Raw genomic sequence first — 22,314 nt, forward strand, 5'->3', positions numbered from 1 at the left:
CCATCTCGGGGAGGGATGTGCGGTGCGGATGAGACGAACGGCGGCGTGCGTGGCGCTGGGGCTGCTGGCGGGTCTTGCGGCCGGGTGCGGCGGGCGGGACGGGGAGGCGGCGGCGCCGGTGTCCCCGTCGGCGTCGAGGAGCACGGCCGCGGCGTCGCCGAGTCCGACCGAGGTGCCGCCCGTGGTGAAGGTTCCGGGGCGCGACGGTCAGGCGCCGCCGCAACAGGTCTTCACCGAACGCCAGTTGAAGCGGGCCCTGCTGTCCCCCGCGGCGTTCGGCAAGGGCACGGAGCGCATCGAGGCGCACGAGGGGCCGTTCGAGGACACTCCGGCCCAGCGCGACGGCACCTGGACGGACTGCCGGTCCGCCGACAAGGACGCCTCCTGGCTGGGGACGGCGACCTACCGGGGGACCGCCGTGTCAGGGGTGATGATGCGGGTCGACCGCACGAAGCGCCCGCCGCGGGGGCACCGGGTGGCGGGCCAGATGCTGAAGTCCCTGACCGTCGCCGCGGCCCGCGACTCCCACCGCCTCGACCTGGCCATCCTCGGGCACTGTCGGTCGTACGCGGGGGACGCGGACGCCGGCACGGCGCACTGGACGCGCCGGACGCGGCCGCTGGCGGACCTCGGCGACGAGGCGTACCTGGAGACGTCCCGGCTGCGCAATGGCAACGAGGAGTTCACCACCTTCATCGTGCACGCCCGGGTCGGCGGCGTCCTCATCACGTTCACCGGCGGCGAGGACGCCACCGAGGAGCAGACGGTGAGCGCTGCGTCCCGGCTCGCCGAACACGCGGGCCGCACGCTCTACGACGTCAGTCCGTGAGCCCTGTGGCGTCCGCGGCCTCCGTGAGCCTCAACTCGTAGCCGATGAGCGTCACTTCGGGCACCGGCGCCCAGTCCCGCTCCGGTGCCCTGCGGAACCCCACACGCTCGTACAGCCGGTGCGAGGCGGTCGCGACGGGCTGGGTGGACAGCACGACGGCGGTACGGGCGGCGGCCCGCGCCCGCTCGATCACCGCCCGCACCAGCGCCTCGCCCGCGCCCTTCCCGCGCGCCTCGGCGGCCACCGCGAGCATCCGGAACTCGGCCTCGCCCGCCCGCGCCACCTCGGCGTACGGGTGGTCGTGCGAGGGGACGTACGTGACGCCGCCGAGGATCTCTCCGCCCGGTCCGACCGCGACGAGCACCTCGGCCTCGCGGGCCCGCCGGGCGACGTCGCGCAGTTCGCCCGCGTACCAGTCGCTCTCGCCGAACGCGAGCAGCCCGCTGTCCAGGTAGGCGGCGGCGCTGAGTTCGCCGAGACGGCCGAAGTCGGCGGGGCGCGCGACGCGCACGGTGACCGTCATGCGACCGTCGGCTGCTTGAGCAGGGTGTTCACGAAGTCCTCCGTGAAGTTGCGCGGACCCGTGCCGAGGGCGACCCGGCCGCGGCGCGCGGTGCGGGCGTTCACCAGCGGCGACTCGACGTAGTACTCGCGCGGGTAGTCGGCGTCGTAGGGGATGAACACGGTCTTGCCGCGGGTGAGTTCGCTGGCGCACTCCACGACGACGGTGCCCTCGGCGGCGGTCACGAACGACTCGTCGGCGCAGACGCCCACGGCGAGCGGGTCGTGCAGCGGGGAGCCGCCGGCCTCGCGGTACGCGCCGAGGTAGAAGTCCATGAGCCGGGCGCTCAGGGCCTGACCCTCGCCGGCCGCCTGCAGCGTGGCCAGGTCGTCGGTGGTGAACCGCCAGCCGTGCGTCGCGTCGAGGCCGACCATCGTGTACGCGATGCCGGACGAGACCACGAGGTCGACGGCGTCGGGGTCGGCCCACGCGTTGAACTCGGCGACGGGGGTGATGTTGCCGGGCACGTCGGCGGCGCCGCCCATGAAGACCAGCTTCCTCACGCGGCGCGCGAAGCCCGGGTCCTCGGCGATCGCGAGCGCCACGTTGGTGAGCGGCCCCGTCGCGCAGACGGTGAGCTCGCCCTCGTACGCGCGCGAGAGCCGCAGCAGGGCCTGCGCGGACGACTCGGTCTGCTCGGGCGCGGCCGAGTCGGGCAGTGTCTCGGCGCCGAGCCCGCAGGCGCCGTGGAACTCGCCCGCCGCCGAGTACGGCAGCCGGGTGAGCGGGCGGCCCGCGCCCCGGTGCACGGACACGTCCCCGTCGATGCCGAAGACCCGGGCGAGCGCCCGGCCGTTGCGGAAGGTCTGCTCGGCCGGCACGTTGCCGCCGACCGTCGTGTACGCCTTCAGGTCCCACAGCCCGGTGCCGAGCAGGTACTGGAGCGCGACGGCATCGTCGATACCGGGGTCGCTGTCGAGAACGATCGGGGCGGGCATGGGGCTTCCTCCAAGGCGGGCGGTGCGGGTGGTACCGGGGCAGAGCCTGGGTCTCACCGTAACGGGACGAGCCCCTCCGGACCGGAGGGGCTCGTCAGACGGACACATCGCGGGCGGTCCTAGTGACCGGCCCCCACGGTGGGCAGCTCCACCTGGACGCCCTTGTCGCCCGCGTCGGCCGTGTAGTCCTGCGGCGAGGTCTCGTCGACGCCCTCCGGGGCCTTCATGGCCTTCAGGACGAAGGTGAGGACGACCGTCACGATGACGTTCAGGACGAACGCCGTCATGCCGATGTAGCCGATCTGGCCGATGCCCGGGATCTCCGCCGCCGAGCCGCCGAAGTGCTTCTGCGTCGGCGACTCCACGCCGAACGCGGCGAGCGTGCCGTACACCATGCCGACCGCCCAGCCGGCGAGCAGCGCCCAGCGGTGGAACCAGCGGGTGAACAGGCCGCCGACCAGCGCCGGGAAGGTCTGCAGGATCCAGATGCCGCCGAGCAGCTGGAAGTTGATCGCGACCGTCTTGTCCATGGTGAGGACGAAGGCGAGCGCGCCGACCTTCACGAGCAGCGACACCAGCTTGGAGACCTTGGTCTCCTGCTCGGCCGTCGCGTCGGGCTTGATGAAGTCCTTGTAGATGTTGCGCGTGAAGAGGTTCGCCGCGGCGATGGACATGATCGCGGCGGGCACCAGCGCGCCGATGCCGATCGCGGCGAACGCGATGCCGGTGAACCAGTCGGGGAACATGTCCTCGAACAGCTGCGGGATCGCCAGCTGCCCGTTCTGCACCTTGACCCCGGCCGCGATCGCCATGAATCCGAGCAGTGCGAGCAGGCCCAGCATCAGCGAGTACAGCGGCAGGATGGTGGTGTTGCGGCGGATCACGTTGCGGCTCTTGGAGGAGAGGGTCGCGGTGATCGAGTGCGGGTACATGAACAGCGCGAGGGCCGAGCCGAGCGCGAGCGTCGCGTACGTCCAGGTCCCGGCGGAGCCGGGGGCGAGGGCGCCCACGGGTTTGCCGGTCGCCGGGTTGAGCTGCGAGAACTTCTTGCCGGCCGCGGCGAAGATGTCGTCGAAGCCGCCCAGCTTGATCGGGATGTAGATGATGGCCACCGCGATCACGATGTAGATCAGGGTGTCCTTCACGAAGGCGATCAGGGCCGGCGCCCGCAGACCGGACGAGTACGTGTACGCGGCCAGCACGCCGAACGCGATCAGCAGCGGCAGGTCCTTGACGAACCAGTTGGTGTCCTCGCCGCCGCCGACGCCCATGACGTCGAGGACGGCCTGGATGCCGACGAGCTGGAGCGCGATGTACGGCATCGTCGCGAGGATGCCGGTGATCGCGACCGCGAGCGACAGGCCCTTCGAGCCGAACCGGCCGCGCACGAAGTCGGACGTCGTCACGTACCCGTGCTTGTGCGAGACCGACCACAGCCGCGGCAGGAACGTGAAGATCAGCGGGTACACGAGGATGGTGTACGGCACCGCGAAGAAGCCGGAGGCGCCGGCCGCGTAGATGGCCGCGGGGACGGCCACGAAGGTGTACGCGGTGTAGAGGTCGCCGCCGAGCAGGAACCAGGTGATCCAGGTGCCGAACGAGCGGCCGCCCAGGCCCCATTCGTCCAGCGACGCCTCGTTCTCGGCCCGCCGCCAGCGCGAGGCGAGGAAGCCCATGACCGTGACGGCCAGGAAGAAGATGATGAAGACGGTGAGCGCGACACCGTTGACGCCGCCGTTCACGCGCCCGCCCCTTCCCGGGAGTTCTTGCGGCCGCGCTGGTCGCGCTGCCACAGTTTGTACGCGGTCATCGTGAGCGCGGTGGAGATCAGCACCCAGAGCATCTGGTACCAGTAGAAGAACGGGATCCCGATGAAGGTCGGGTCGATCTTCGCGTAGGAGCTGACCCAGAGCATCGCCACGAAGGGCGCGGCCAAACAGATGGCGATGATCACGCGCACCGGCGTGATCACCGGCTGTCTCACTTCAGGCGCTTTCGGCGCATCGGACATGACGCGGCTCCGTCCCCTCGCTGATCCCACTTATCTCATCTTTAACGTGCGGGAAATCTAAGCGAGAGTCTTGATCTATGGAACCCCCGTCCGCATAACGGACGCGCCCCGTAAGGGAGTCAGCAGCAGCGGAACCCCTGGCGCGGATCTGATTCCTGCCGGTCCGTCCGCATCCGCTCGAACTCCCTGCGCGAGGGCACGCACGCCTCCGGATGCGCGGACCGCAGATGCGTCACGTACCGGTCGTACGCGGCCTCGTCCGTCAACTCCCGCACGTACCAGCGCACTTGTCTACCCACGCGCAGAACTGCCGACACCAGTGTCACGGAGTTCCTCCTTCTCCTGCCGGCTGGGGAAGAGGCCGGCCGGTGCCACCAGAGTGGACTCCACGTACGGGGCCTCGCTGAGTTTCGACGACCGCGGATCGCGTACGTGCCGGACGCAGACCCGGGCCGCGTCCGCGATCACCACGACGACGAGCACCGCGAGCACCGCCGAAAGCACCCCGTCCACCGTGGAGTTGGTGACGACGGTGTGCATGTCGTCCATGGACTTGGCGGGCGGCAGCACCTTGCCCGCGTCGATCGCGTCCTGGTAGTTCGCGCGCTGCTGGAAGAAGCCGACCTTCGGGTCCGAGGAGAACACCTTCTGCCAGCTCGCGGTGAGCGTCACCGTGGCGTCCCAGGCGAGCGGGATCCCGGTGATCCAGGCCCACTTGAGCCGACCGGACTTCACGAGCAGCGTCGTGCAGACCGCGAGTGCGACGGCGGCGAGCAGCTGGTTGGAGATGCCGAAGATCGGGAAGAGCTGGTTGATCCCGCCGAGCGGCTCGTGCACGCCGACCCAGAGGAAGTAGCCCCACAGGCCCACGACGACGGCGCTGGTGATCAGCAGCCCCGGCTTCCAGCTGACGTTCTTGAACGGCTTGATGACGTTGCCCAGCATGTCCTGGAGCATGAAGCGGCCCACGCGCGTCCCGGCGTCGAGCGCGGTCAGGATGAACAGCGCCTCGAACATGATCGCGAAGTGGTACCAGAAGGCCCGCATCCCGCCCCCGGTGACCTTCGAGAAGATCTCCGAGACACCGACGGCGAGGGTGGGCGCACCGCCGGTGCGGGACAGCAGGGTCGACTCCTCGACGTTCTTCGCGGCCCGGGCGAGGTCGCCCGGCGAGATCGTGTACCCGAGGTGCGCGACGGCCTGCGACGCGGACTGGACGCTGTCGCCGATGACGCCCGCGGGCGCGTTCATCGCGAAGTAGAGCCCCGGATCGATGATCGAGGCGGCGACCAGGGCCATGATCGCGACCGACGACTCCATCAGCATGGAGCCGTAGCCGATCATCCGGACCTGCGTCTCCTTCTGGATCATCTTCGGCGTCGTACCGGACGAGATGAGCGCGTGGAACCCGGACAGGGCGCCGCACGCGATGGTGATGAAGACGAAGGGGAACAGGGACCCCGCGAACACCGGGCCGTCACCGCGCGAGGCGAAGGGGGTGACCGCGTCCATCTTCAGCGTGGGCAGCGCGACGACGACGCCGACGGCGAGCAGCGCGATGGTGCCCAGCTTCATGAATGTCGACAGATAGTCGCGCGGCGCGAGCAGCATCCACACCGGCAGCACGGACGCGACGAACCCGTACGCCACCATCCAGACGACCAGCGTGGAGGGCTTCAGGGTGAAGGTGTCGGCCCAGGACGACTCGGCGACCCAGCGCCCGGCGACGAGCGCGAGCAGCAGCAGCGCGACCCCGATGAGCGAGACCTCGGACACCCGCCCCGGGCGCAGGACGCGCAGGTAGAAGCCCATGAACAGGGCGATCGGGATGGTCATCGCGATGGAGAAGGTGCCCCACGGGGAGGCGGCGAGCGCGTTCACGATGACGAGCGCGAGCACCCCGAGCAGGATGATCATGATGGCGAAGGCGGCGAGCAGGGCCGCGGCCCCGCCGAACGGGCCGATCTCCTCGCGTGCCATCTGGCCGAGCGACCTGCCGTCGCGCCGGGTCGAGAAGAACAGCACCACCATGTCCTGCACGGCGCCCGCGAAGACGACGCCCGCGATGATCCAGATGGTGCCCGGCAGATACCCCATCTGTGCGGCGAGCACCGGACCGACCAGCGGCCCGGCCCCGGCGATCGCCGCGAAGTGGTGCCCGAGCAGCACGCGCCGGTCGGTCGGATGGAAGTCCATGCCGTTGTTGAGGCGCTCGGCGGGGGTGGCCCGCCCGGCGTCGACCTTGAGCACCCGGTACGCGATGAACTTCGCGTAGAAGCGGTAGGCGATGGCGTACGTGCCCAGGGCGGCGGCCACCATCCACGCGGCGGAGACGTCCTCCCCGCGCGCGAGGGCGAGCACGGTCCAGCCGGCGGCTCCGACCAGGGCGACGAGCGTCCAGGTGGCCCAGCGGGCGACAGGGGTTCGAGGAGATGCGGTACGCACGGGGTGGTCCCTCCCGTCCATGCGGCGACGGGAGGACCGTAGGGCAGAAATGTGATGCGCGCTACAGGGCGAACACGGCTCGCTGCAGGGCGAGTTGGGCCGGTGTCAGTCCGTGGGGCGCTTGAGTCGCGCCACGAACTTGTACCGGTCGCCGCGGTAGACGGAGCGCACCCACTCCACCGGCTGCCCCGAGCCGTCGATCGAGTGCCGCGACAGCATCAGCATCGGCAGACCTACGTCCGTGCCGAGCAGGCCCGCCTCGCGCGGCGTGGCCAGGGACGTCTCGATGGTCTCCTCGGCCTCGGCGAGATGAACGTCGTAGACCTCGGCCAACGCCGTGTACAGGGACGTGTACTTGACCAGGCTCCTCCTGAGGGCCGGGAAGCGCTTGGCCGACAGGTGCGTGGTCTCGATGGCCATCGGCTCGCCGCTCGCCAGGCGCAGCCGCTCGATGCGCAGCACGCGGCCGCCGGCCGTGATGTCGAGGAGCCCGGCGAGGGTGTCGTCGGCGGTGACGTAGCCGATGTCGAGCAGCTGCGACGTCGGTTCGAGCCCCTGGGCCCGCATGTCCTCGGTGTACGAGGTGAGTTGGAGGGCCTGCGAGACCTTCGGCTTGGCGACGAAGGTGCCCTTGCCCTGGATCCGCTCCAGGCGGCCCTCGACGACCAGCTCCTGGAGGGCCTGGCGGACCGTGGTGCGGGAGGTGTCGAACTCCGCGGCGAGCGTGCGCTCCGGCGGGACCGGGGTGCCGGGCGGGAGCGTCTCCGTCATGTCGAGCAGGTGCTTCTTCAGGCGGTAGTACTTGGGCACGCGCGCGGTACGGACAGGCGCCCCGCTCTCGTTCTCCGCACTGCTGACGTCGGTGCTCATGCTCCGCCTTCCCGGCTCCTGTGCCGATGCGACCGACGCCCAGGCCGGCGGTCACGGCTCCACGGTTCACATCGTGGCACGGCTCGCTCCACCGGACCCCTCTTCAGGCCCGCACGCTCCGTGATCCCTCCTTATACCGCCCGCTGACCGTCTGGTCTAGTCCACATCACCGAATGGTGGGAGCGTTCCCGGGCAAGTGGTGCGCCGCGGGTCCAACCCCCTTGCCCCGCCGGGCGGGTGTCGTTCCGGTAACGGACGCACAGACCTTTCTCGGCCACCCTTGACACGCCTATTGGTCTGGGCCAAGCTCCCCGTACTGGTCTACACCATTAACGAAGACCGGGTCCCAGTCCCACGTGCACTACTCGTCTGATGCGTCGCTGTGGGTGGGGGGTTGCTGGCATCCCTGAGGAGGGTGACGTGAAGCGCAAGCTCATTGCGGCCATCGGCGTCGCGGGCATGTTGGTCTCGATCGCGGCCTGTGGCAGCGACGACGACAACAACGGCAAGAAGGCGGGACCCGAGAGCTTCAAGGGGGAGACCCTGACGGTCTGGGCGATGGACGGCTCCACGCCGCCGAACTGGACCAAGGACCTGCAGGCCGCCTTCAAGAAGAAGACCGGCGCCACGCTGAAGTTCGAGACCCAGAAGTGGGACGGCATTCAGCAGAAGATCACCACCGCGCTCTCCGAGTCCACCCCGCCGGACGTCATCGAGGTCGGCAACACCCAGACCCCGGCGTACGCGGCCACCGGCGGCCTCGCCGACCTGAGCGACCTCAAGAAGGAGATAGGCGCCGACTGGACGCCGTCCGTCTCCAAGTCCTCCGTCTACGAGGGCAAGCAGTACGCGGCGCCGTGGTACTTCGCCAACCGCGTCGTCATCTACAACAAGAAGGTCTGGGCCGACGCGGGCATCAAGGACACCCCGAAGACCCGCGACGAGTTCTACAAGGACCTGGAGACCATCGGCAAGAAGACCAAGGCCGAGCCGCTCTACCTGCCCGGCCAGAACTGGTACTTCTTCGACGGCCTGACCATCGGGCAGGGCGCCGACCTGGTGAAGAAGGAAGGCGGCAAGTACGTCTCCAACCTCGATGACCCGAAGGTCACCGCGGCCATGGAGATCTACAAGAAGTACGCCTCCTACTCCAAGGCCCCCAAGGACAAGGACGAGGCCACCCCGCAGCAGGCCGAGGTCTTCGCCAAGGGCGACGTCGGCGCCTTCATCGGCATGGGCTGGGAGGCCGGCACGGCCATCGCCGCCAACAAGAAGATCGAGAAGGACATCGGCTACTTCACCATCCCGGGTGAGACGGCCGACAAGCCCGAGGGCGTCTTCCTCGGTGGCTCGAACTTCGCCGTCGCCGCGGGCAGCAAGAAGCAGGAGCTCGCCAAGGAGTTCCTGAAGATGGCCCTGTCCGACAAGTTCGAGGGCGCCCTCGCCAAGGAGAACGGCGTCATCCCGAACAAGACGTCGCTGGAGACCAACCTCAAGGGCAACGCCGTCGCCGAGGCCGCCGCGCCGGGCGCCGCCGTGGGTGGCACCACCCCGCTGATCCCCGAGTGGGCCGCGGTGGAGAACACCCCGAACCCGATCAAGAACTACATGACCTCCGTGCTCAACGGTAAGTCGCCGGAGGCCGCCGCCAAGGCGGTCGAGGGCGAGATCAACAAGCGCCTCGCGCAGAAGAACTGATCACCCTCGGCCGGGGGCGCCCCCTGAGGGGGTGCCCCCGGCACAGGCGTGTCGACCGTACGCGTCGACTGTTCGGTACGGCCACGGAAGAGATGGCGAGTCATGTCAGTGCAGACCGAAGGCACGGGCACGGCCGGGGTGACCGGTGTCCGCAAGACCGAGGCGCCGCCCCCGCGCCGGCCGACGGGGTCCGGCTCCGGTGAGAAACGAGGCAAGGGCGCGGCCCCGTACCTCCTCCTGCTGCCCGCTCTGGTGGTCACGGCCGTCCTGCTCGGCTGGCCGCTGGTCAAGAACGGCATGCTGTCGTTCCAGAACCTCAACCCGCGGCAGCTGATCCTCCACCTGACCGAGTGGAACGGGATCGACAACTACAAGGAAGTCCTGACCGGTTCGGACTTCTGGAAGGTCGTCGAGCGCACGGTGATCTTCACCGCGGTCAACGTGGTGCTGACCATGGTGCTCGGCACCCTGGTGGGCCTGCTGCTCGCCCGCCTCGGCAAGCGGATGCGGCTGTTCCTGCTGCTCGGCCTGGTGCTCGCCTGGGCGATGCCGGTGCTCGCCGCCACCACGGTCTTCCAGTGGCTGTTCGCCCAGCGGTTCGGCGTGATCAACTCCGTGCTCGACTCGCTCGGCTGGCACTCGATGGCCGACCACAACTGGCTCGCCACCCAGATGTCCACGTTCTCCGTGGTCACGATCCTGATCGTGTGGCAGTCCATCCCCTTCGTGGCGATCAACCTCTACGCCGCCACGACCACCATCCCCAAGGAGCTGTACGAGGCCGCGTCGCTGGACGGCGCCGGCACCTGGAAGTCGTTCACCTCGGTGACCTTCCCGTTCCTCAAGCCGTTCCTGCTGGCCACGACCTTCCTCGAAGTCATCTGGATCTTCAAGGCGTTCCCGCAGATCTTCGCGATGAACGAGGGCGGCCCCGACCGGCTCACCGAGACCCTGCCGATCTACGCCTACATCGAGGGCTTCGGCAACCAGCACTTCGGCATGGGCTCCGCCATCGCCTTCCTGACCATCCTGGTGCTGCTCGTCCTGACGTCGTACTACCTGCGCCTTGTGATGAAGCAGGAAGAGGAAGAGGAGTCCGAGCTGTGAAGCGCTCGATCTTCGGCCGCCTGTGGCCCAACGTGACCGCGGTCGTCCTCTTCGTGGTGTTCGCGTTCCCCGTCTACTGGATGTTCGCCACGGCCTTCAAGCCGACCAACGACATCGTCACGGACGACCCGGTCTGGTTCCCCACGAACATCACGTTCGCCCACTTCGACAAGGCCGTCCACGCCGACCACTTCTGGACGATGGTGCGCAACTCGCTCACCGTGACCGTCCTGGCGGTCGTCTTCTCCCTGGTCATCGCGTTGTTCGCGTCCTTCGCCCTGGCCCGGATGCGGTTCCGGGGCCGGCGCGGCTTCCTGATCGTCTTCATGATCGCGCAGATGGCCCCGTGGGAGGTCATGGTCATCGCGATCTACATGCTGGTCCGCGACAACGACATGCTGGACAGCCTGGTCCCGCTCACCGTCTTCTACATGATGATGGTGCTGCCCTTCACGATCCTGACGCTGCGCGGCTACGTCGCCGCGGTGCCCAAGGAGCTGGAGGAGTCCGCGATGGTCGACGGCTGCACCCGGCCGCAGGCCTTCGTCAAGGTGATCTTCCCGCTGCTCGCGCCGGGCCTGATGGCCACCTCGCTGTTCGGGTTCATCACCGCCTGGAACGAGTTCCCGCTCGTCCTGATCCTCAACAAGGCCGTAGAGAAGCAGACGCTGCCGCTGTGGATCTCCCAGTTCCGCACCGCCTTCGGTGACGACTGGGGTGCGACGATGGCGGCGTCCTCGCTTTTCGCCGTCCCGATCCTGATCCTCTTCATCTTCCTGCAGCGCAAGGCCGTCAGCGGCCTCACCTCCGGCGCCGTGAAGGGATAACGCCACCTGATGACGACACTTGCACCCGGCACGGACACGCTCACGCGGGACGCTCTGACGGTCCTGCAGCCCGGCTTCACGGGCACCACCGCCCCCAACTGGCTGCTGCGGCGCCTGGGGGAGGGCCTCGCCTCGGTCGGACTCTTCGGGCGCAACATCGCCACGCCCGCGCAACTGGCCGCACTCACCGCCCAGTTGCGCGCCGAACGCGATGACATCCTGGTCGCCATCGACGAGGAGGGCGGCGACGTCACCCGCCTCGAAGTCCGTACGGGCTCCTCGTTCCCCGGCAACCACGCCCTCGGCGCCGTCGACGACGTCGAGCTGACCCGGCAGGTCGCTTCGGAGCTGGGCCGCCGCCTCGCAGAGTGCGGCGTGAACCTGAACTGGGCGCCGTCCGCCGACGTCAACGCCAACCCGGACAACCCGGTGATCGGCGTGCGCTCCTTCGGCGCGGACACCGACCTGGTCGCCCGGCACACGGCGGCGTACGTCACCGGGCTCCAGTCCGTGGGCGTCGCCGCCTGCACCAAGCACTTCCCGGGCCACGGCGACACCGGCGTCGACTCGCACCACGACATGCCCCGCATCGACGTCGGCCTCGACGTCCTGCACGCCCGTGACCTCGCCCCGTTCCGCGCGGCGATCGAGGCGGGCTCGCGGGCGGTCATGAGCGCGCACATCCTGGTCCCGGCGCTCGACCCGGACCGCCCGGCGACGCTCTCCCACCGCATCCTGACCGGCCTGCTCCGCGAGGAGATGGGCTACGACGGGCTGATCGTCACCGACGGCATGGAGATGCAGGCCATCTCCGCGACGTACGGCATCGAGCGCGGCAGCGTCCTCGCCATCGCGGCCGGCGCCGACGCCATCTGCGTGGGCGGCGGGCTCGCCGACGACGGGACGGTGACCCGGCTGCGCGACGCCCTCGTCTCCGCGGTCCGCTCCGGCGAACTGTCCGAGGAACGGCTCGCCGACGCCGCCGCCCGGGTGCGGGCGCTCGCCGCGTGGACGTCGGTGCGCGGCGCGTCGGGGGGCGCGTCGGGCCCGGCGGCCTCGGACATCGGCCTGATCGCGGCCCGCCGCGCGCTCACGGTCACCCGCGCCGAGCCCGTCGCGCCGGCCGGGAACTCCGCCCCGCTGCACGTGGCCGCCTTCTCCCCGGTCGCCAACATCGCCGTCGGCGACGAGACCCCCTGGGGCGTCGCCGCCGAACTGGAACGCCTGCTGCCCGGCACGACCACCGGCTCCTACACGGGCCCGGACGCGGGCACCGCGGCCCTCGCCGCGGCGGGGGAGCGGCGCATCGTCGCCGTGGTCCGTGACGAACACCGCCACGCGTGGATGGCGGCCGCGCTCGACACCCTGCTCGCGGCCCGCCCCGACACGGTCGTCGTCGAGATGGGCGTCCCGCAGTCCACCCCCCGAGGCGCCCTCCACATCGCGACACACGGCGCGGCGAGGGTCTGCGGGGTGGCCGCGGCAGAGGTGATCACGGGGAACTGACCACGGCGGCCGGCCCCCGTCGTACCCCCACAGACAACAGTGCCGGTCACCCGGAGAACGGGTGACCGGCACTGTTCATGCCTGAGGCCTGAGGCCTGGCGAGCGACGGGCGATCTACAGCCCCTGCCACTCCGGCTTGTTGGCGTACGTGTGCCGGAAGTAGTCCGCGAGCTTCAGCTTCGACGCGGCCGCCTCGTCCACCACCACCGTCGCGTGCGGGTGCAACTGCAGCGCGGACGCGGGCACCACGGAGGCCACCGGCCCCTCGACGGTGGCGGCGACCGCGTCGGCCTTGCCCTCACCGGTGGCGAGCAGCACCAGGTGCCGCGCCTCCAGGATCGTGCCGATGCCCTGAGTGATCACATGCCGCGGCACCTGGCTCAGGTCACCGTCGAAGAACCGCGCGTTGTCCGTGATCGTCTGCTCGGTCAGCGTCTTGATCCGGGTCCGCGACGCGATCGACGAACACGGCTCGTTGAACCCGATGTGCCCGTCGGTCCCGATCCCGAGCAGCTGCAGATCGACGCCCCCGGCCCCGGCCAGCGCCTTGTCGTACGCCTCGCAGGCCGCCTGCACGTCGTCGGCGCTGCCGTCGGGCCCCATGAACGAGCCCTCGCCGAGCCCGAGCGGCTCCACGACCTCGCGCAGCACGGTCGCCCGGTACGACTCCGGGTGCCCGGTCGGCAGCCCGACGTACTCGTCGAGCTGGGCGATCCGCGCCCGCGACGCGTCCACCTCGCCGGCCCGCACCTTGGCCGTCAGCGCCTGGTAGATGGGCAGCGGGGTCGAGCCGGTGGCCACACCGAGCAATGCGTCGGGCTTGCGCCGCAGCAGCTGGGCCATGGCCTCGGCGATCAGCTCGCCACCTGCCTTGGCGTCCGGAACGATCACAACTTCCACGCTGGGCCTGCCGTTCTGGTCAGAGGGGACGGGGTGAACCGGGGTCACACCGAAAACGCATGTGGTATAGACCAATCTATCAGAGCAGGGCCCTGCCGGTCAGGCCCTCGGGGCCTCATGTCCATGCTCGGCGCAGAGCGGGGGGACGGCACGTCGAGGCGCCCCGGAGGAGGGGCGGGGAACGACGCGGCCGACCCCGGCCGGCGGCCACCGGCGCGCGAAAGGAGCCGCCTCCCGGTGGGCGAGCCCCACCCCGGGCGGCCACAGTGGAAGCACCGGCCCATGCCGCGCCCACCCCTCACCGGAGGTACCCCCGTGACCCTCACCCCCGCACAGGAACAGGAGCGCCCCGGGCGGATCATGTCCCGCGAGATCCGCGAACAGCCCGACGTCCTGCGCCGCCTGCTGGACACCGGTGCCGGGCGCATCCAGGACGTGGCCCGCCAGGTCGCCGCCCGCGGCCCCCGCTTCGTCCTGCTCACCGCCCGCGGCACCTCGGACAACGCCGCGCTCTACGCCAAGTACCTCCTGGAGATCCGCCTCGGCATGCCGTGCGGCCTCGCCTCGATGTCCACCACGACGGCCTACGGTGCCCGGCCCGATCTGCGCGACGTCCTCGTGGTCACGGTCAGCCAGTCCGGCGGCTCACCCGACCTGGTCGCCTCGACGAAGGCCGCCCGCGAGGCCGGCGCGATCACCCTCGCGGTGACCAACAACCCGGACTCCCCGCTGGCCGCGGTCTCCGAGCACCACATCGACATCATGGCCGGACCGGAGAAGGCGCTGCCCGCGACGAAGACGTACACCGCCTCGCTGCTCGCCCTCTATCTCTTCGTCGAGGGACTGCGCGGCGCGGACGGCACGGGCGCCGCGGCCGTCCTGCCCGGTCTCGCCGCCGGGCTGCTCACCCGCCAGGACGAGATCCGCACCCTCGCCTCCCGCTACCGCTTCGCCGGGCGCATGGTGATCACCTCCCGCGGCTATGGCTACCCGACCGCCAAGGAAGCGGCCCTGAAACTGATGGAGACCAGTTACATCCCCGCCCTCTCCTACTCGGGCGCCGACCTGCTGCACGGCCCCCTGGCCATGGTCGACAACGTCTCCCCGGTCATCGCCGTCGTCACCGACGGCCGCGGCGGGCTCGCCCTGCAGCCCGTCCTCGACCGGCTGCGCGGCCGCGGCGCCGACCTGATGGTCGTCGGCCCCGAGGCCCAGGTCGCCGAGGCCTCCGCCGGCTTCGTGCTGCCCACCGCCGGAGTCGCGGAAGAGGTCCAGCCGATCCTGGAGATCCTGCCGCTCCAGCTCCTCGCCTACGAGGTGACGATCGCCCGGGGCCAGGACCCGGACGCCCCCCGCGCCCTCGCCAAGGTCACCCAGACCCGATAGTCGGGCCGACACCCTCCCGAGCCCGCCCTCAGAGCAGTGACCCTCCCGTCGCGTCCAGCCACTGACCGGTCACCCAGCGGCCGTCCGGCGACGCGAGGAACGCCACCACGTCGGCTATGTCCGCCGGCATGCCCACCTTGCCGAGGACCGAGAGGGCCGCCGCGCCGGCCCAGGCCTCGTCGTCGCCGCGCAGCCACTGCGCGTTCACGTCCGTGTCGACGATGCCCGGGGCCACCGTGTTCGCCGTGATGCCGCGCGGTCCGAGCAGCCGGGCCAGATAGCGGGTGAAGACATCGAGCGCCGCCTTCGTCATCGCGTACGGCATGAGCTCCGGCATCATCGTCGTCCGCGCGGCGCCGGACGACACGGTGATGATGCGGCCGCCGTCGCGCAGCCGTGACGCCGCGAGCTGCGTGACGAAGAACGGGGTCCTGGTGTTCACGGCGAAGAGGCGGTCGTACTCGGCCTCGCCGATGCCCTCGAACCCGGCCGACGCGCCGATCCCCGCGTTGTGCACGAGGATGTCCAGGCCGTCCGCGCGGGCGTCGAACCGCTCCCACAGGGTCCGGGGCGCCTCCGGTGCCGAGAGCTCCGCCTGGAGTGCGAACGCCGATCCGCCCGCCGCCTCGATCGCGGCCACGGTCTCCTTCGCCGCCTCCTCGTTCGTCCCGTAATGCACGGCGACCCGGGCCCCGTCCCTCCCGAGCCGCTCGGCGATGGCGCGCCCGATGCCCCGGCTCGCACCGGTGACCAGCGCCGTCCGCCCCGCGAGAACTCCCTGTTCAGCCATGGCCGACCCCTTTCATCAATCTGTAGCGATCGTTAGTGAAATGACCGTAGCGCAGATCCGGCCCCGTTTTCTAGTGGGCGCTATAGAATTCACTCCATGACGACCAAGCAGCGCGGACGCCCCCGCTCCTTCGACCGGGACACCGCCCTGGAGAAGGCCATGCGGGCCTTCTGGGAGGACGGGTACGAGGCGACCTCCGTCTCCGACCTCACCCGCGAGATGGGCATCGGCGCCCCGAGCCTGTACGCCGCCTTCGGGGACAAGCGGTCCCTGTTCGAGGAGGTCGTGCGGGTCTACGGGGTCACGCACGGCGCCGGGCCCGGCCGGGCCCTCGCCGAGGAGCCCACGGCGCGCGGCGCCGTCGAGCGGCTGCTGCGCGAGGCGGCCGACACCTTCACCGACCCCGCGCATCCCCGCGGCTGCCTGGTCATCCACGCCGCGACGAACTGCACGACGCCCGAGGTCGAGCAGGCCCTGCGGGACCAGCGCAACACCGCGCTCGCCGCGATCGAGGACAAGATGCGCCAGGGCGTGGCGACGGGGGAGCTGCCCGAGCGGACCGATCCGCGCGCCCTCGCCCGCCTCGTCGGAGCCGTCTTCCAGGGCATGTCCCAGCAGGCCCGCGACGGTGCGAGCCGCGCCGACCTGGAGGCCGTCGTCGAGCTGGCGCTCACGGTCTGGCCTCGAAATGAACCAGTGGGTTCCGATGCCCGTGGTGAAGGACGTACGTTGGAGTAACAACGGCGGGGTGTCGGAGGAAGAGACGACAACAAACCCCCGCCGACGCATGGACATCGGAGAATGGTCTAGTCCACAATGCGTAACGGAGACCTCCGCCCTCCCCGCACAGGAGGACGGACAGAGGAACCGCCGCTCTCTGCCCTGACTGCGACGGATCCTCGATCGGCGCCTGGGACCGCACACCTGGAAGCCGATGCACCTGAAGGGCTGCGGTGCCAGGGAAAGGGTTGAGGGTCCCGACCCCCGGCGCCGCGGCCCGTCGGTCTGTTCGGGCCCTCTTCGGGTGACGGGTACGCTCGCACTCGTGCCCTCCATGAACGATCTCGTACGCCAGCACACCGCCCTCGGTGACTCCGACCTCGAGTGGCTCCATCTGCTGGTCTCGGAGTGGCAGCTGCTCTCCGACCTCTCCTTCGCCGACCTCGTCCTGTGGGTCCCCACGCACGACGGCACGCGGTACGTCTCCGTCGCGCAGATGCGTCCCAACACGGGGCCCACCTCCTACCAGGACGACATGGTCGGCCACCTGGTCCCGCGCGGCCGCCGCCCCATGCTCGACGCCGCCCTCGACGAGGGCCGGATCGTGCGCGAGGGCGACCCGGAGTGGCGCGAGGAGGTACCGGTCCGCGTCGAGTCCATCCCCGTCCGCAGGGAGGGGCGCGTCCTCGGCGTCATCGCGCGCAACACCAACCTGCTGACCGTGCGCACGCCCTCGCGACTGGAGCTGACCTACCTCCAGTCGGCCTCGGACCTCGCGCAGATGATCGCCGCCGGATCGTTCCCGTTCCCGGACCAGCAGGTCGACATGGACGCCTCCCCGCGCGTGGGCGACGGCCTGATCCGGCTCGACGCCGACGGCATCGTCCAGTACGCGTCGCCCAACGCCCTTTCCGCGTACCACCGGTTGGGCTTCCAGGCCGATCTCGTCGGCCACCACCTGGGACGGACCACCGCCGAACTCGCCCCCTCCCGCGGCCCGGTGGACGAGGCCCTCGCCAAGGTCGCCAGCGGCTGGGCCCCGCGCGAGTTCGACGTCGAGGGCGAGGAGGGCTCGATCCAGCTGCGCGCGATCCCGCTCAAACCCAAGGGCACCCGCATCGGCTCCCTGGTCCTGCTCCGGGACGTCACCGAACTGCGCCGTCGCGAGCGGGAGTTGATCACCAAGGACGCCACCATCCGGGAGATCCACCACCGGGTGAAGAACAACCTCCAGACCGTCGCCGCCCTGCTGCGGCTCCAGGCCCGGCGCATCGAGTCGGACCGCGGGCGCGAGGCGCTGGAGGAAGCGGTCCGGCGCGTGGGCTCGATCGCGATCGTGCACGAGACGCTCTCCCAGAACCTGGACGAGCGCGTGGAGTTCGACGAGATCGCCGACCGGGTCCTCGCCATGGTCGCGGAGATCTCCCCGGGCCAGGTGACGGGCCGCCGCACCGGCCGCTTCGGCATCCTCGACGCCGAGGTGGCGACCCCGCTCTCCATGGTCCTCACCGAGGTGCTGCAGAACGCCCTGGAGCACGGCTTCCGGCAGGGCGACACCGGCACGGTCGAGGTCTCGGCGGTGCGCGGCGGCACCAGCAAGGAGGCCCGCCTCCTGATCACGGTCCAGGACGACGGCGTCGGACTGCCCGAGGGCTTCGACCCGAAGCGGGCCGGCAACCTGGGCCTGCAGATCGTACGCACGTTGGTGGAGGGCGAGCTGGGCGGAACGTTCGACATGGTGCCCGCACCCGAGCACGGCACCCAGGTCATCCTCGACATCCCGGTGCGCTCACAGAAGTAGCCGGGCCCGGCCCCGTACGCGTACGCAAACACGTACGGGCGCGGACAGCAGAGAGCCCCGGACCGTGGAACGGTCCGGGGCTCCATACTCGCGTGCTCGGGTCATGTCCCGGGCTGAGCCTGGGGGGAGCATCGGGGGTACTGCGCGCTGCGGCTCGGGGGCGGGAGATGCGTACTCGCTGTACGCGCCGCCGGGCTCAGGCTCGTGAAGGGGTGGGGAATCAGGCGGAGGCCTGACGGGCCCGGTTGCGAGCGGCGCGGCGCTTCATCGCGCGGCGCTCGTCCTCGCTGAGGCCACCCCAGACGCCGGAGTCCTGGCCGGACTCGAGCGCCCACTGCAGGCACTGCTCCATGACGGGGCAGCGGCGGCAGACGGCCTTGGCTTCCTCGATCTGCAGCAGCGCAGGACCGGTGTTGCCGATGGGGAAGAAGAGCTCGGGGTCTTCCTCGCGGCAAACGGCGTTGTGACGCCAGTCCATGGCTGCTACCTCTCCTTGGTATTACGTGCAGGTTGCTTGTGAATGTGAACGCTTTCACGAATCCCTCAACAAGTGAAGGGCCGAACGTCACGTACGCGACGGTGGTCCGTTGCTTTGAGGAGGGGATTCGGGCTCTCTGTGGGGCCGATGTTGCGGGCCGTCCCGAGCGCCATGTAGAGATTCGCAAACCTCGGCGGCGGATACAACCCCTTCAGGAAAGTTTTTTTTGATTCCTCGGTGTCGGCTAGGTCACAGCCGTACTTCCATGGGGTGGAGCCCAGCCCAAACGTTCGAGATAAAGGACTTTGGGCCCTTCCACTCACACAATCACACGCAGTGCACGGCGTACGCCTGTGAACGTCACGCTGGTGCGCAGCCCCAGGTGGTCACCGTCCATCTGAAGGGGCAGAGGCGCCTTCGAATGCAAGGTGAAGTCGGTGAGGTCGTGGAGCGTGACCGCGTTCTTTCCGCGGGGGCCGCGCTCGGGCGTCGACATGAGCAGCTGGGTGCCGTAGCGGGTCACCGCCGGAGTCGACAGTTTCTTGAGTCCGAGCACGTCAAGGCCGGTGTCGAAGGACGCCTGGGGGGTCGGATACAGCGGCCGGTTGCCCAGGAACGACCACGGGGAGGTGTTGCTGACTATGGAGACGACCAGATCCGTGACCGGGTCCTCGCCCGGCCGTTCGAGCGTGATCGTGCCGTGCCGGCGGTCCGGCTCCCCGAGGAACTGGCGTACGACCTGTCGCACATACAAAGCGTGAGTCGAACGCTTGCCCCGCTCCCGCTGCTGCTCGACCCGGCCGACCACTCCGGCGTCGAAGCCGAGCCCCGCGCTGAAGGTGAACCAGCGCGGCGGCACCGCCTCGTCCTCCGTGCCCGCAGTGCCCGCGGCGAGGCCGAGGCCCACCGTGCGCTCCCGGCCCTCCCGCAGGGCGTCCAGGAGCTGTCCTGTGGCCTCCACGGGCTCGTTCGGCAGGCCGAGGGCGCGGGCGAAGACGTTGGTGGAGCCGCCGGGGACGACGGCCAGGCCCGGCAGGCGGTCGAGGTCGGGGCCGTGGTGCAGCAGCCCGTTCACCACCTCGTTGACCGTGCCGTCGCCGCCGAGGGCGACGACCAGCTCGATGTCCTTGCTCTCCGCGGCCTGCCGGCCGAGGTCGCGGGCGTGGCCGCGGTACTCGGTGGTGACGGCCTCCAGCTTCATCTCACTGGCCAAGGCGTGGATCAACACGTCACGCGTGCGCTCGCTGGTGGTGGTTGCCGCCGGATTGACCACGAGAAGTGCACGCATGCAAGGCAGAGTACCCAGCCGCCTTGATCGCGCCCAGACCGAGGTAGGAGTCGGGTAAGGACGCGGCGGCCCCGAGCGGGGGGTGCGGTGGGGTGCGGTGGGGTGCGCCCTGCGTCCCGCCCGCGCGCGGGGGCTACTCTGCAAAGGTGACCTCAGAGCAGAATCCCGCCCCCGGGACCCCCGCAGAAGACGGCCCGCGCCCGGGCCGGCTGACCGCCGCCGCGGCCCTGGCCGGGCTTGAGGGAGCCGCACTCGTCGCGGGCGGCGGCTACATGCTGGTCGCCGGGCTCGGCGGACACCCCGACAATCCCGAGCAGGCGATCACCGGCGGCGTCACGCTGATCGTGCTCGCACTGCTGCCGCTGCTCGCCGCCCGCGGCCTGCTGGCCCGCAAGAGCTGGAGCCGCGGCCCCGCGATCATCACGCAGATCATGGCGCTGCCCGTCGCCTACACGCTGATGCAGGCCGACAGTGCGGCCATCGGCGCCGGGATCGTGCTGGGCGCGGTGGCGGTCGTCTCCCTCGTGCTGCTCGTCAATCGGGAGACCACGCGCGCGCTCGGCATCCGCACGCCGGGAAGCGCACAGGAATCCAAATAGGTCGCTACGTAGATGAAGGCGCCCGGTGCGATCTCCGCACCGGGCGCCTTCATCTACGTAGACCTGTACGAGGAGCCGCTCACTCCTCCACGAGGAGCTTCTCCCGCAGCTGCGCCAGGGTGCGCGCGAGGAGGCGGGAGACGTGCATCTGGGAGATGCCGACCTCCTGGGCGATCTGCGACTGCGTCATGTTCCCGAAGAACCTAAGCAGCAGGATGCGCTTCTCGCGCGGCGGCAGATCCTCCAGGAGCGGCTTGAGCGACTCGCGGTACTCGACGCCCTCAAGCGCCTCGTCCTCGGCGCCCAGGGTGTCGGCGACCGCCGGGGACTCGTCGTCCGTGTCCGGGACGTCCAGGGACAGCGTGGAGTACGCGTTGGCCGACTCCAGGCCCTCCAGGACCTCCTCCTCGGAGATGGCGAGCTTCTCCGCCAGCTCGTGGACCGTGGGGGAGCGGCCGTGCATCTGGGACAGCTCGGCCGTCGCCGTCGTCAGGGCGAGGCGCAGCTCCTGGAGGCGGCGCGGGACGCGCACCGCCCAGCCCTTGTCACGGAAGTGCCGCTTGATCTCGCCGACCACCGTCGGGGTCGCGTACGTGGAGAACTCCACGCCGCGCTCCGGGTCGAACCGGTCGACCGACTTGATCAGGCCGATCGTCGCCACCTGCGTGAGGTCGTCGAGCGGCTCGCCGCGATTGCGGAAGCGGCGTGCCAGGTGCTCGACCAGCGGCAGGTGCATGCGCACGAGCTGATTGCGCAGCTCCGCGTACTCCGGGCTGCCGTCCTTCATGGTGCGCAGCTCGACGAACATCGCCTTCGCACCGCTGCGATCCCGTGGATCGTGCCGGTCGTGCTGCTCACCGCGTCGCTCGTGGTCGCTCATCAATCCCGCCCGTCGCGCGTCCGATCCCCCTGAGCCCCCGCGAACGTCGGCCCCGGTGGTCGGCGCTGCCTGCTGTGGAGCCGTGGCCGCCGCGTCCACCCGGTCCTCCGGGTGCGGCCGGGCCTGCTGCTCGGGAATGCCGGTGGTCAGCCGCATTCCCCCCGTGCCGTCGGCCGGGAGATCCCGTGTGCCGCGCTTGTCGTCCCGCACCGGACCGTCCCCTGTCATCACGCCGGGCCGGGGCCCGCGCCACGCTTCTTGTAGAGGCTGATCGAGACGGTGTTGTCCTCGGCCACGGAGGAGTCGACCTGGCCCGCGAGGGCCGACAGCACCGTCCAGGCGAAGGTGTCGCGCTCCGGGGCCCGGCCGTCGGTGGTCGGCGCGGACACCGTCACCTCCAAGGAGTCGTCGACGAGACGGAACACGCAGCTGAGCACGGAGCCGGCGACGGCCTGCTGGAGCAGGATCGCGCAGGCCTCGTCGACCGCGATGCGCAGGTCCTCGATCTCGTCGAGGGTGAAGTCCAAACGTGCCGCGAGGCCGGCCGTGGCCGTCCGCAGCACCGACAGGTAGGCACCCGCAGCCGGCAGTCGGACTTCCACGAAGTCCTGATTCCCGGGCTCGCCTGCAAACTGGGACACCCTCACCTCCAAGGTGGTACAAGCACTTTCGGGCTCCG

22 protein-coding genes are annotated in these 22,314 nt (G+C 70.2%); 9 read left to right on the forward strand and 13 right to left on the reverse strand.

Going from position 1 to position 22,314, the window contains the following annotated elements; translation table 11 throughout:
- Nucleotides 1-28: 28 nt before the first annotated feature.
- Nucleotides 29-829 carry a hypothetical protein gene (locus tag J3486_RS33260; RefSeq protein ID WP_207827236.1) on the forward strand — a complete coding sequence of 267 codons (801 nt, stop codon included), beginning with the start codon at nt 29-31 and terminating at the stop codon, nt 827-829.
- Here J3486_RS33260 and J3486_RS33265 read toward each other — a convergent pair.
- From J3486_RS33265 to J3486_RS33295, 7 genes are all read right to left on the reverse strand, one after another.
- Complete coding sequence (locus tag J3486_RS33265; RefSeq protein WP_207827238.1) at nt 819-1,352, reverse strand: GNAT family N-acetyltransferase; 534 nt, start codon at nt 1,350-1,352, stop codon at nt 819-821. The two genes, J3486_RS33260 and J3486_RS33265, sit on opposite strands and share 11 nt — an antisense overlap.
- Nucleotides 1,349-2,329 carry a nucleoside hydrolase gene (locus tag J3486_RS33270; RefSeq protein WP_207827240.1) on the reverse strand — a complete coding sequence of 327 codons (981 nt, stop codon included), beginning with the start codon at nt 2,327-2,329 and terminating at the stop codon, nt 1,349-1,351. Before J3486_RS33270 ends, J3486_RS33265 begins: the two co-directional genes overlap by 4 nt.
- A gap of 119 nt (nt 2,330-2,448) precedes the next feature.
- Nucleotides 2,449-4,071: a monocarboxylate uptake permease MctP gene (mctP, locus tag J3486_RS33275; RefSeq protein ID WP_207827242.1), complete on the reverse strand. Its 1,623-nt coding sequence runs from the start codon at nt 4,069-4,071 to the stop codon at nt 2,449-2,451.
- Nucleotides 4,068-4,340, reverse strand: a complete 273-nt coding sequence (locus J3486_RS33280) for a DUF3311 domain-containing protein (protein ID WP_207827244.1) — start codon at nt 4,338-4,340, stop codon at nt 4,068-4,070. The genes mctP and J3486_RS33280 overlap by 4 nt, the downstream gene beginning before the upstream one ends.
- 119 nt (nt 4,341-4,459) lie before the next feature.
- Entirely contained in the window at nt 4,460-4,639 is a 180-nt protein-coding gene (locus J3486_RS33285; RefSeq protein ID WP_374194800.1) for a YbdD/YjiX family protein, read from the reverse strand.
- Nucleotides 4,632-6,785 carry a carbon starvation CstA family protein gene (locus J3486_RS33290; protein ID WP_307805036.1) on the reverse strand — a complete coding sequence of 718 codons (2,154 nt, stop codon included), beginning with the start codon at nt 6,783-6,785 and terminating at the stop codon, nt 4,632-4,634. Before J3486_RS33290 ends, J3486_RS33285 begins: the two co-directional genes overlap by 8 nt.
- Nucleotides 6,786-6,890: 105 nt before the next feature.
- A complete protein-coding gene (locus J3486_RS33295; RefSeq protein ID WP_207827249.1) occupies nt 6,891-7,655 on the reverse strand; it encodes a GntR family transcriptional regulator in 765 nt (254 codons plus the stop codon).
- Nucleotides 7,656-8,075: 420 nt separating this feature from the next.
- Between J3486_RS33295 and J3486_RS33300 the strand changes: the two genes are divergently transcribed.
- The 4 genes from J3486_RS33300 (at nt 8,076) to J3486_RS33315 (ending at nt 12,793) form a co-directional block, all read left to right on the forward strand.
- The gene (locus tag J3486_RS33300) at nt 8,076-9,353 is read left to right on the forward strand and encodes an extracellular solute-binding protein (protein WP_207827250.1); all 1,278 of its coding nucleotides are present in this window, start codon (nt 8,076-8,078) and stop codon (nt 9,351-9,353) included.
- A 102-nt stretch (nt 9,354-9,455) separates the two neighbouring features.
- Nucleotides 9,456-10,460 (forward strand): carbohydrate ABC transporter permease, encoded by a 1,005-nt coding sequence (locus J3486_RS33305; protein WP_207827252.1) that lies wholly within the window; start codon nt 9,456-9,458, stop codon nt 10,458-10,460.
- Nucleotides 10,457-11,287, forward strand: coding sequence for a carbohydrate ABC transporter permease (locus J3486_RS33310; protein WP_207827254.1), 831 nt, complete (start codon nt 10,457-10,459; stop codon nt 11,285-11,287). The genes J3486_RS33305 and J3486_RS33310 overlap by 4 nt, the downstream gene beginning before the upstream one ends.
- A gap of 9 nt (nt 11,288-11,296) precedes the next feature.
- Nucleotides 11,297-12,793 carry a glycoside hydrolase family 3 protein gene (locus tag J3486_RS33315; protein WP_207827256.1) on the forward strand — a complete coding sequence of 499 codons (1,497 nt, stop codon included), beginning with the start codon at nt 11,297-11,299 and terminating at the stop codon, nt 12,791-12,793.
- 114 nt (nt 12,794-12,907) lie between these two features.
- On the opposite strand, the gene nagB is transcribed toward J3486_RS33315, so the two are convergent.
- Nucleotides 12,908-13,693, reverse strand: coding sequence for a glucosamine-6-phosphate deaminase (gene nagB / locus J3486_RS33320; protein WP_207827258.1), 786 nt, complete (start codon nt 13,691-13,693; stop codon nt 12,908-12,910).
- A gap of 360 nt (nt 13,694-14,053) precedes the next feature.
- Between nagB and J3486_RS33325 the strand changes: the two genes are divergently transcribed.
- The gene (locus tag J3486_RS33325; RefSeq protein WP_374194804.1) at nt 14,054-15,079 is read left to right on the forward strand and encodes an SIS domain-containing protein; all 1,026 of its coding nucleotides are present in this window, start codon (nt 14,054-14,056) and stop codon (nt 15,077-15,079) included.
- 28 nt (nt 15,080-15,107) lie between these two features.
- Here the strand turns inward: J3486_RS33325 and J3486_RS33330 are convergent, their stop codons facing one another.
- Entirely contained in the window at nt 15,108-15,869 is a 762-nt protein-coding gene (locus J3486_RS33330; protein WP_207827262.1) for an SDR family oxidoreductase, read from the reverse strand.
- Nucleotides 15,870-15,965: 96 nt separating this feature from the next.
- Between J3486_RS33330 and J3486_RS33335 the strand changes: the two genes are divergently transcribed.
- Together J3486_RS33335 and J3486_RS33340 are read left to right on the forward strand one after the other, a co-directional pair.
- A complete protein-coding gene (locus tag J3486_RS33335) occupies nt 15,966-16,607 on the forward strand; it encodes a TetR/AcrR family transcriptional regulator (RefSeq protein WP_207827264.1) in 642 nt (213 codons plus the stop codon).
- A gap of 316 nt (nt 16,608-16,923) precedes the next feature.
- Nucleotides 16,924-18,390, forward strand: coding sequence for a sensor histidine kinase (locus tag J3486_RS33340; RefSeq protein WP_207827582.1), 1,467 nt, complete (start codon nt 16,924-16,926; stop codon nt 18,388-18,390).
- A 220-nt stretch (nt 18,391-18,610) separates the two neighbouring features.
- On the opposite strand, the gene J3486_RS33345 is transcribed toward J3486_RS33340, so the two are convergent.
- On the reverse strand, nt 18,611-18,868 hold the full coding sequence (locus J3486_RS33345; RefSeq protein WP_016639615.1) for a WhiB family transcriptional regulator: 258 nt from the start codon (nt 18,866-18,868) through the stop codon (nt 18,611-18,613).
- A gap of 319 nt (nt 18,869-19,187) precedes the next feature.
- The gene (locus J3486_RS33350) at nt 19,188-20,156 is read right to left on the reverse strand and encodes a diacylglycerol kinase family protein (protein WP_207827266.1); all 969 of its coding nucleotides are present in this window, start codon (nt 20,154-20,156) and stop codon (nt 19,188-19,190) included.
- A gap of 146 nt (nt 20,157-20,302) precedes the next feature.
- Between J3486_RS33350 and J3486_RS33355 the strand changes: the two genes are divergently transcribed.
- Nucleotides 20,303-20,755, forward strand: coding sequence for a hypothetical protein (locus J3486_RS33355; protein ID WP_207827268.1), 453 nt, complete (start codon nt 20,303-20,305; stop codon nt 20,753-20,755).
- A 79-nt stretch (nt 20,756-20,834) separates the two neighbouring features.
- Here the strand turns inward: J3486_RS33355 and J3486_RS33360 are convergent, their stop codons facing one another.
- Nucleotides 20,835-21,863, reverse strand: a complete 1,029-nt coding sequence (locus tag J3486_RS33360) for an RNA polymerase sigma factor SigF (RefSeq protein ID WP_229379018.1) — start codon at nt 21,861-21,863, stop codon at nt 20,835-20,837.
- The gene (locus J3486_RS33365; RefSeq protein WP_207827272.1) at nt 21,863-22,276 is read right to left on the reverse strand and encodes an anti-sigma regulatory factor; all 414 of its coding nucleotides are present in this window, start codon (nt 22,274-22,276) and stop codon (nt 21,863-21,865) included. Before J3486_RS33365 ends, J3486_RS33360 begins: the two co-directional genes overlap by 1 nt.
- Between the last annotated feature and the right edge of the window lie 38 nt (nt 22,277-22,314).

Source organism: Streptomyces sp. VRA16 Mangrove soil (genome assembly GCF_017377775.1).
Lineage (GTDB): Bacteria > Actinomycetota > Actinomycetes > Streptomycetales > Streptomycetaceae > Streptomyces.

What these genes read in the sequence shown, in the direction of transcription:
- J3486_RS33260 (WP_207827236.1), top strand. Translation starts at nt 29, where the DNA reads ATGAGACGAACGGCGGCGTGCGTGGCGCTGGGGCTGCTGGCGGGTCTT.
- J3486_RS33265 (WP_207827238.1), bottom strand. Translation starts at nt 1,352, where the DNA reads ATGACGGTCACCGTGCGCGTCGCGCGCCCCGCCGACTTCGGCCGTCTC.
- J3486_RS33270 (WP_207827240.1), bottom strand. Translation starts at nt 2,329, where the DNA reads ATGCCCGCCCCGATCGTTCTCGACAGCGACCCCGGTATCGACGATGCC.
- J3486_RS33280 (WP_207827244.1), bottom strand. Translation starts at nt 4,340, where the DNA reads ATGTCCGATGCGCCGAAAGCGCCTGAAGTGAGACAGCCGGTGATCACG.
- J3486_RS33295 (WP_207827249.1), bottom strand. Translation starts at nt 7,655, where the DNA reads ATGAGCACCGACGTCAGCAGTGCGGAGAACGAGAGCGGGGCGCCTGTC.
- J3486_RS33305 (WP_207827252.1), top strand. Translation starts at nt 9,456, where the DNA reads ATGTCAGTGCAGACCGAAGGCACGGGCACGGCCGGGGTGACCGGTGTC.
- J3486_RS33315 (WP_207827256.1), top strand. Translation starts at nt 11,297, where the DNA reads ATGACGACACTTGCACCCGGCACGGACACGCTCACGCGGGACGCTCTG.
- J3486_RS33325 (WP_374194804.1), top strand. Translation starts at nt 14,054, where the DNA reads ATGTCCCGCGAGATCCGCGAACAGCCCGACGTCCTGCGCCGCCTGCTG.
- J3486_RS33330 (WP_207827262.1), bottom strand. Translation starts at nt 15,869, where the DNA reads ATGGCTGAACAGGGAGTTCTCGCGGGGCGGACGGCGCTGGTCACCGGT.
- J3486_RS33335 (WP_207827264.1), top strand. Translation starts at nt 15,966, where the DNA reads ATGACGACCAAGCAGCGCGGACGCCCCCGCTCCTTCGACCGGGACACC.
- J3486_RS33340 (WP_207827582.1), top strand. Translation starts at nt 16,924, where the DNA reads ATGAACGATCTCGTACGCCAGCACACCGCCCTCGGTGACTCCGACCTC.
- J3486_RS33345 (WP_016639615.1), bottom strand. Translation starts at nt 18,868, where the DNA reads ATGGACTGGCGTCACAACGCCGTTTGCCGCGAGGAAGACCCCGAGCTC.
- J3486_RS33350 (WP_207827266.1), bottom strand. Translation starts at nt 20,156, where the DNA reads ATGCGTGCACTTCTCGTGGTCAATCCGGCGGCAACCACCACCAGCGAG.
- J3486_RS33360 (WP_229379018.1), bottom strand. Translation starts at nt 21,863, where the DNA reads ATGACAGGGGACGGTCCGGTGCGGGACGACAAGCGCGGCACACGGGAT.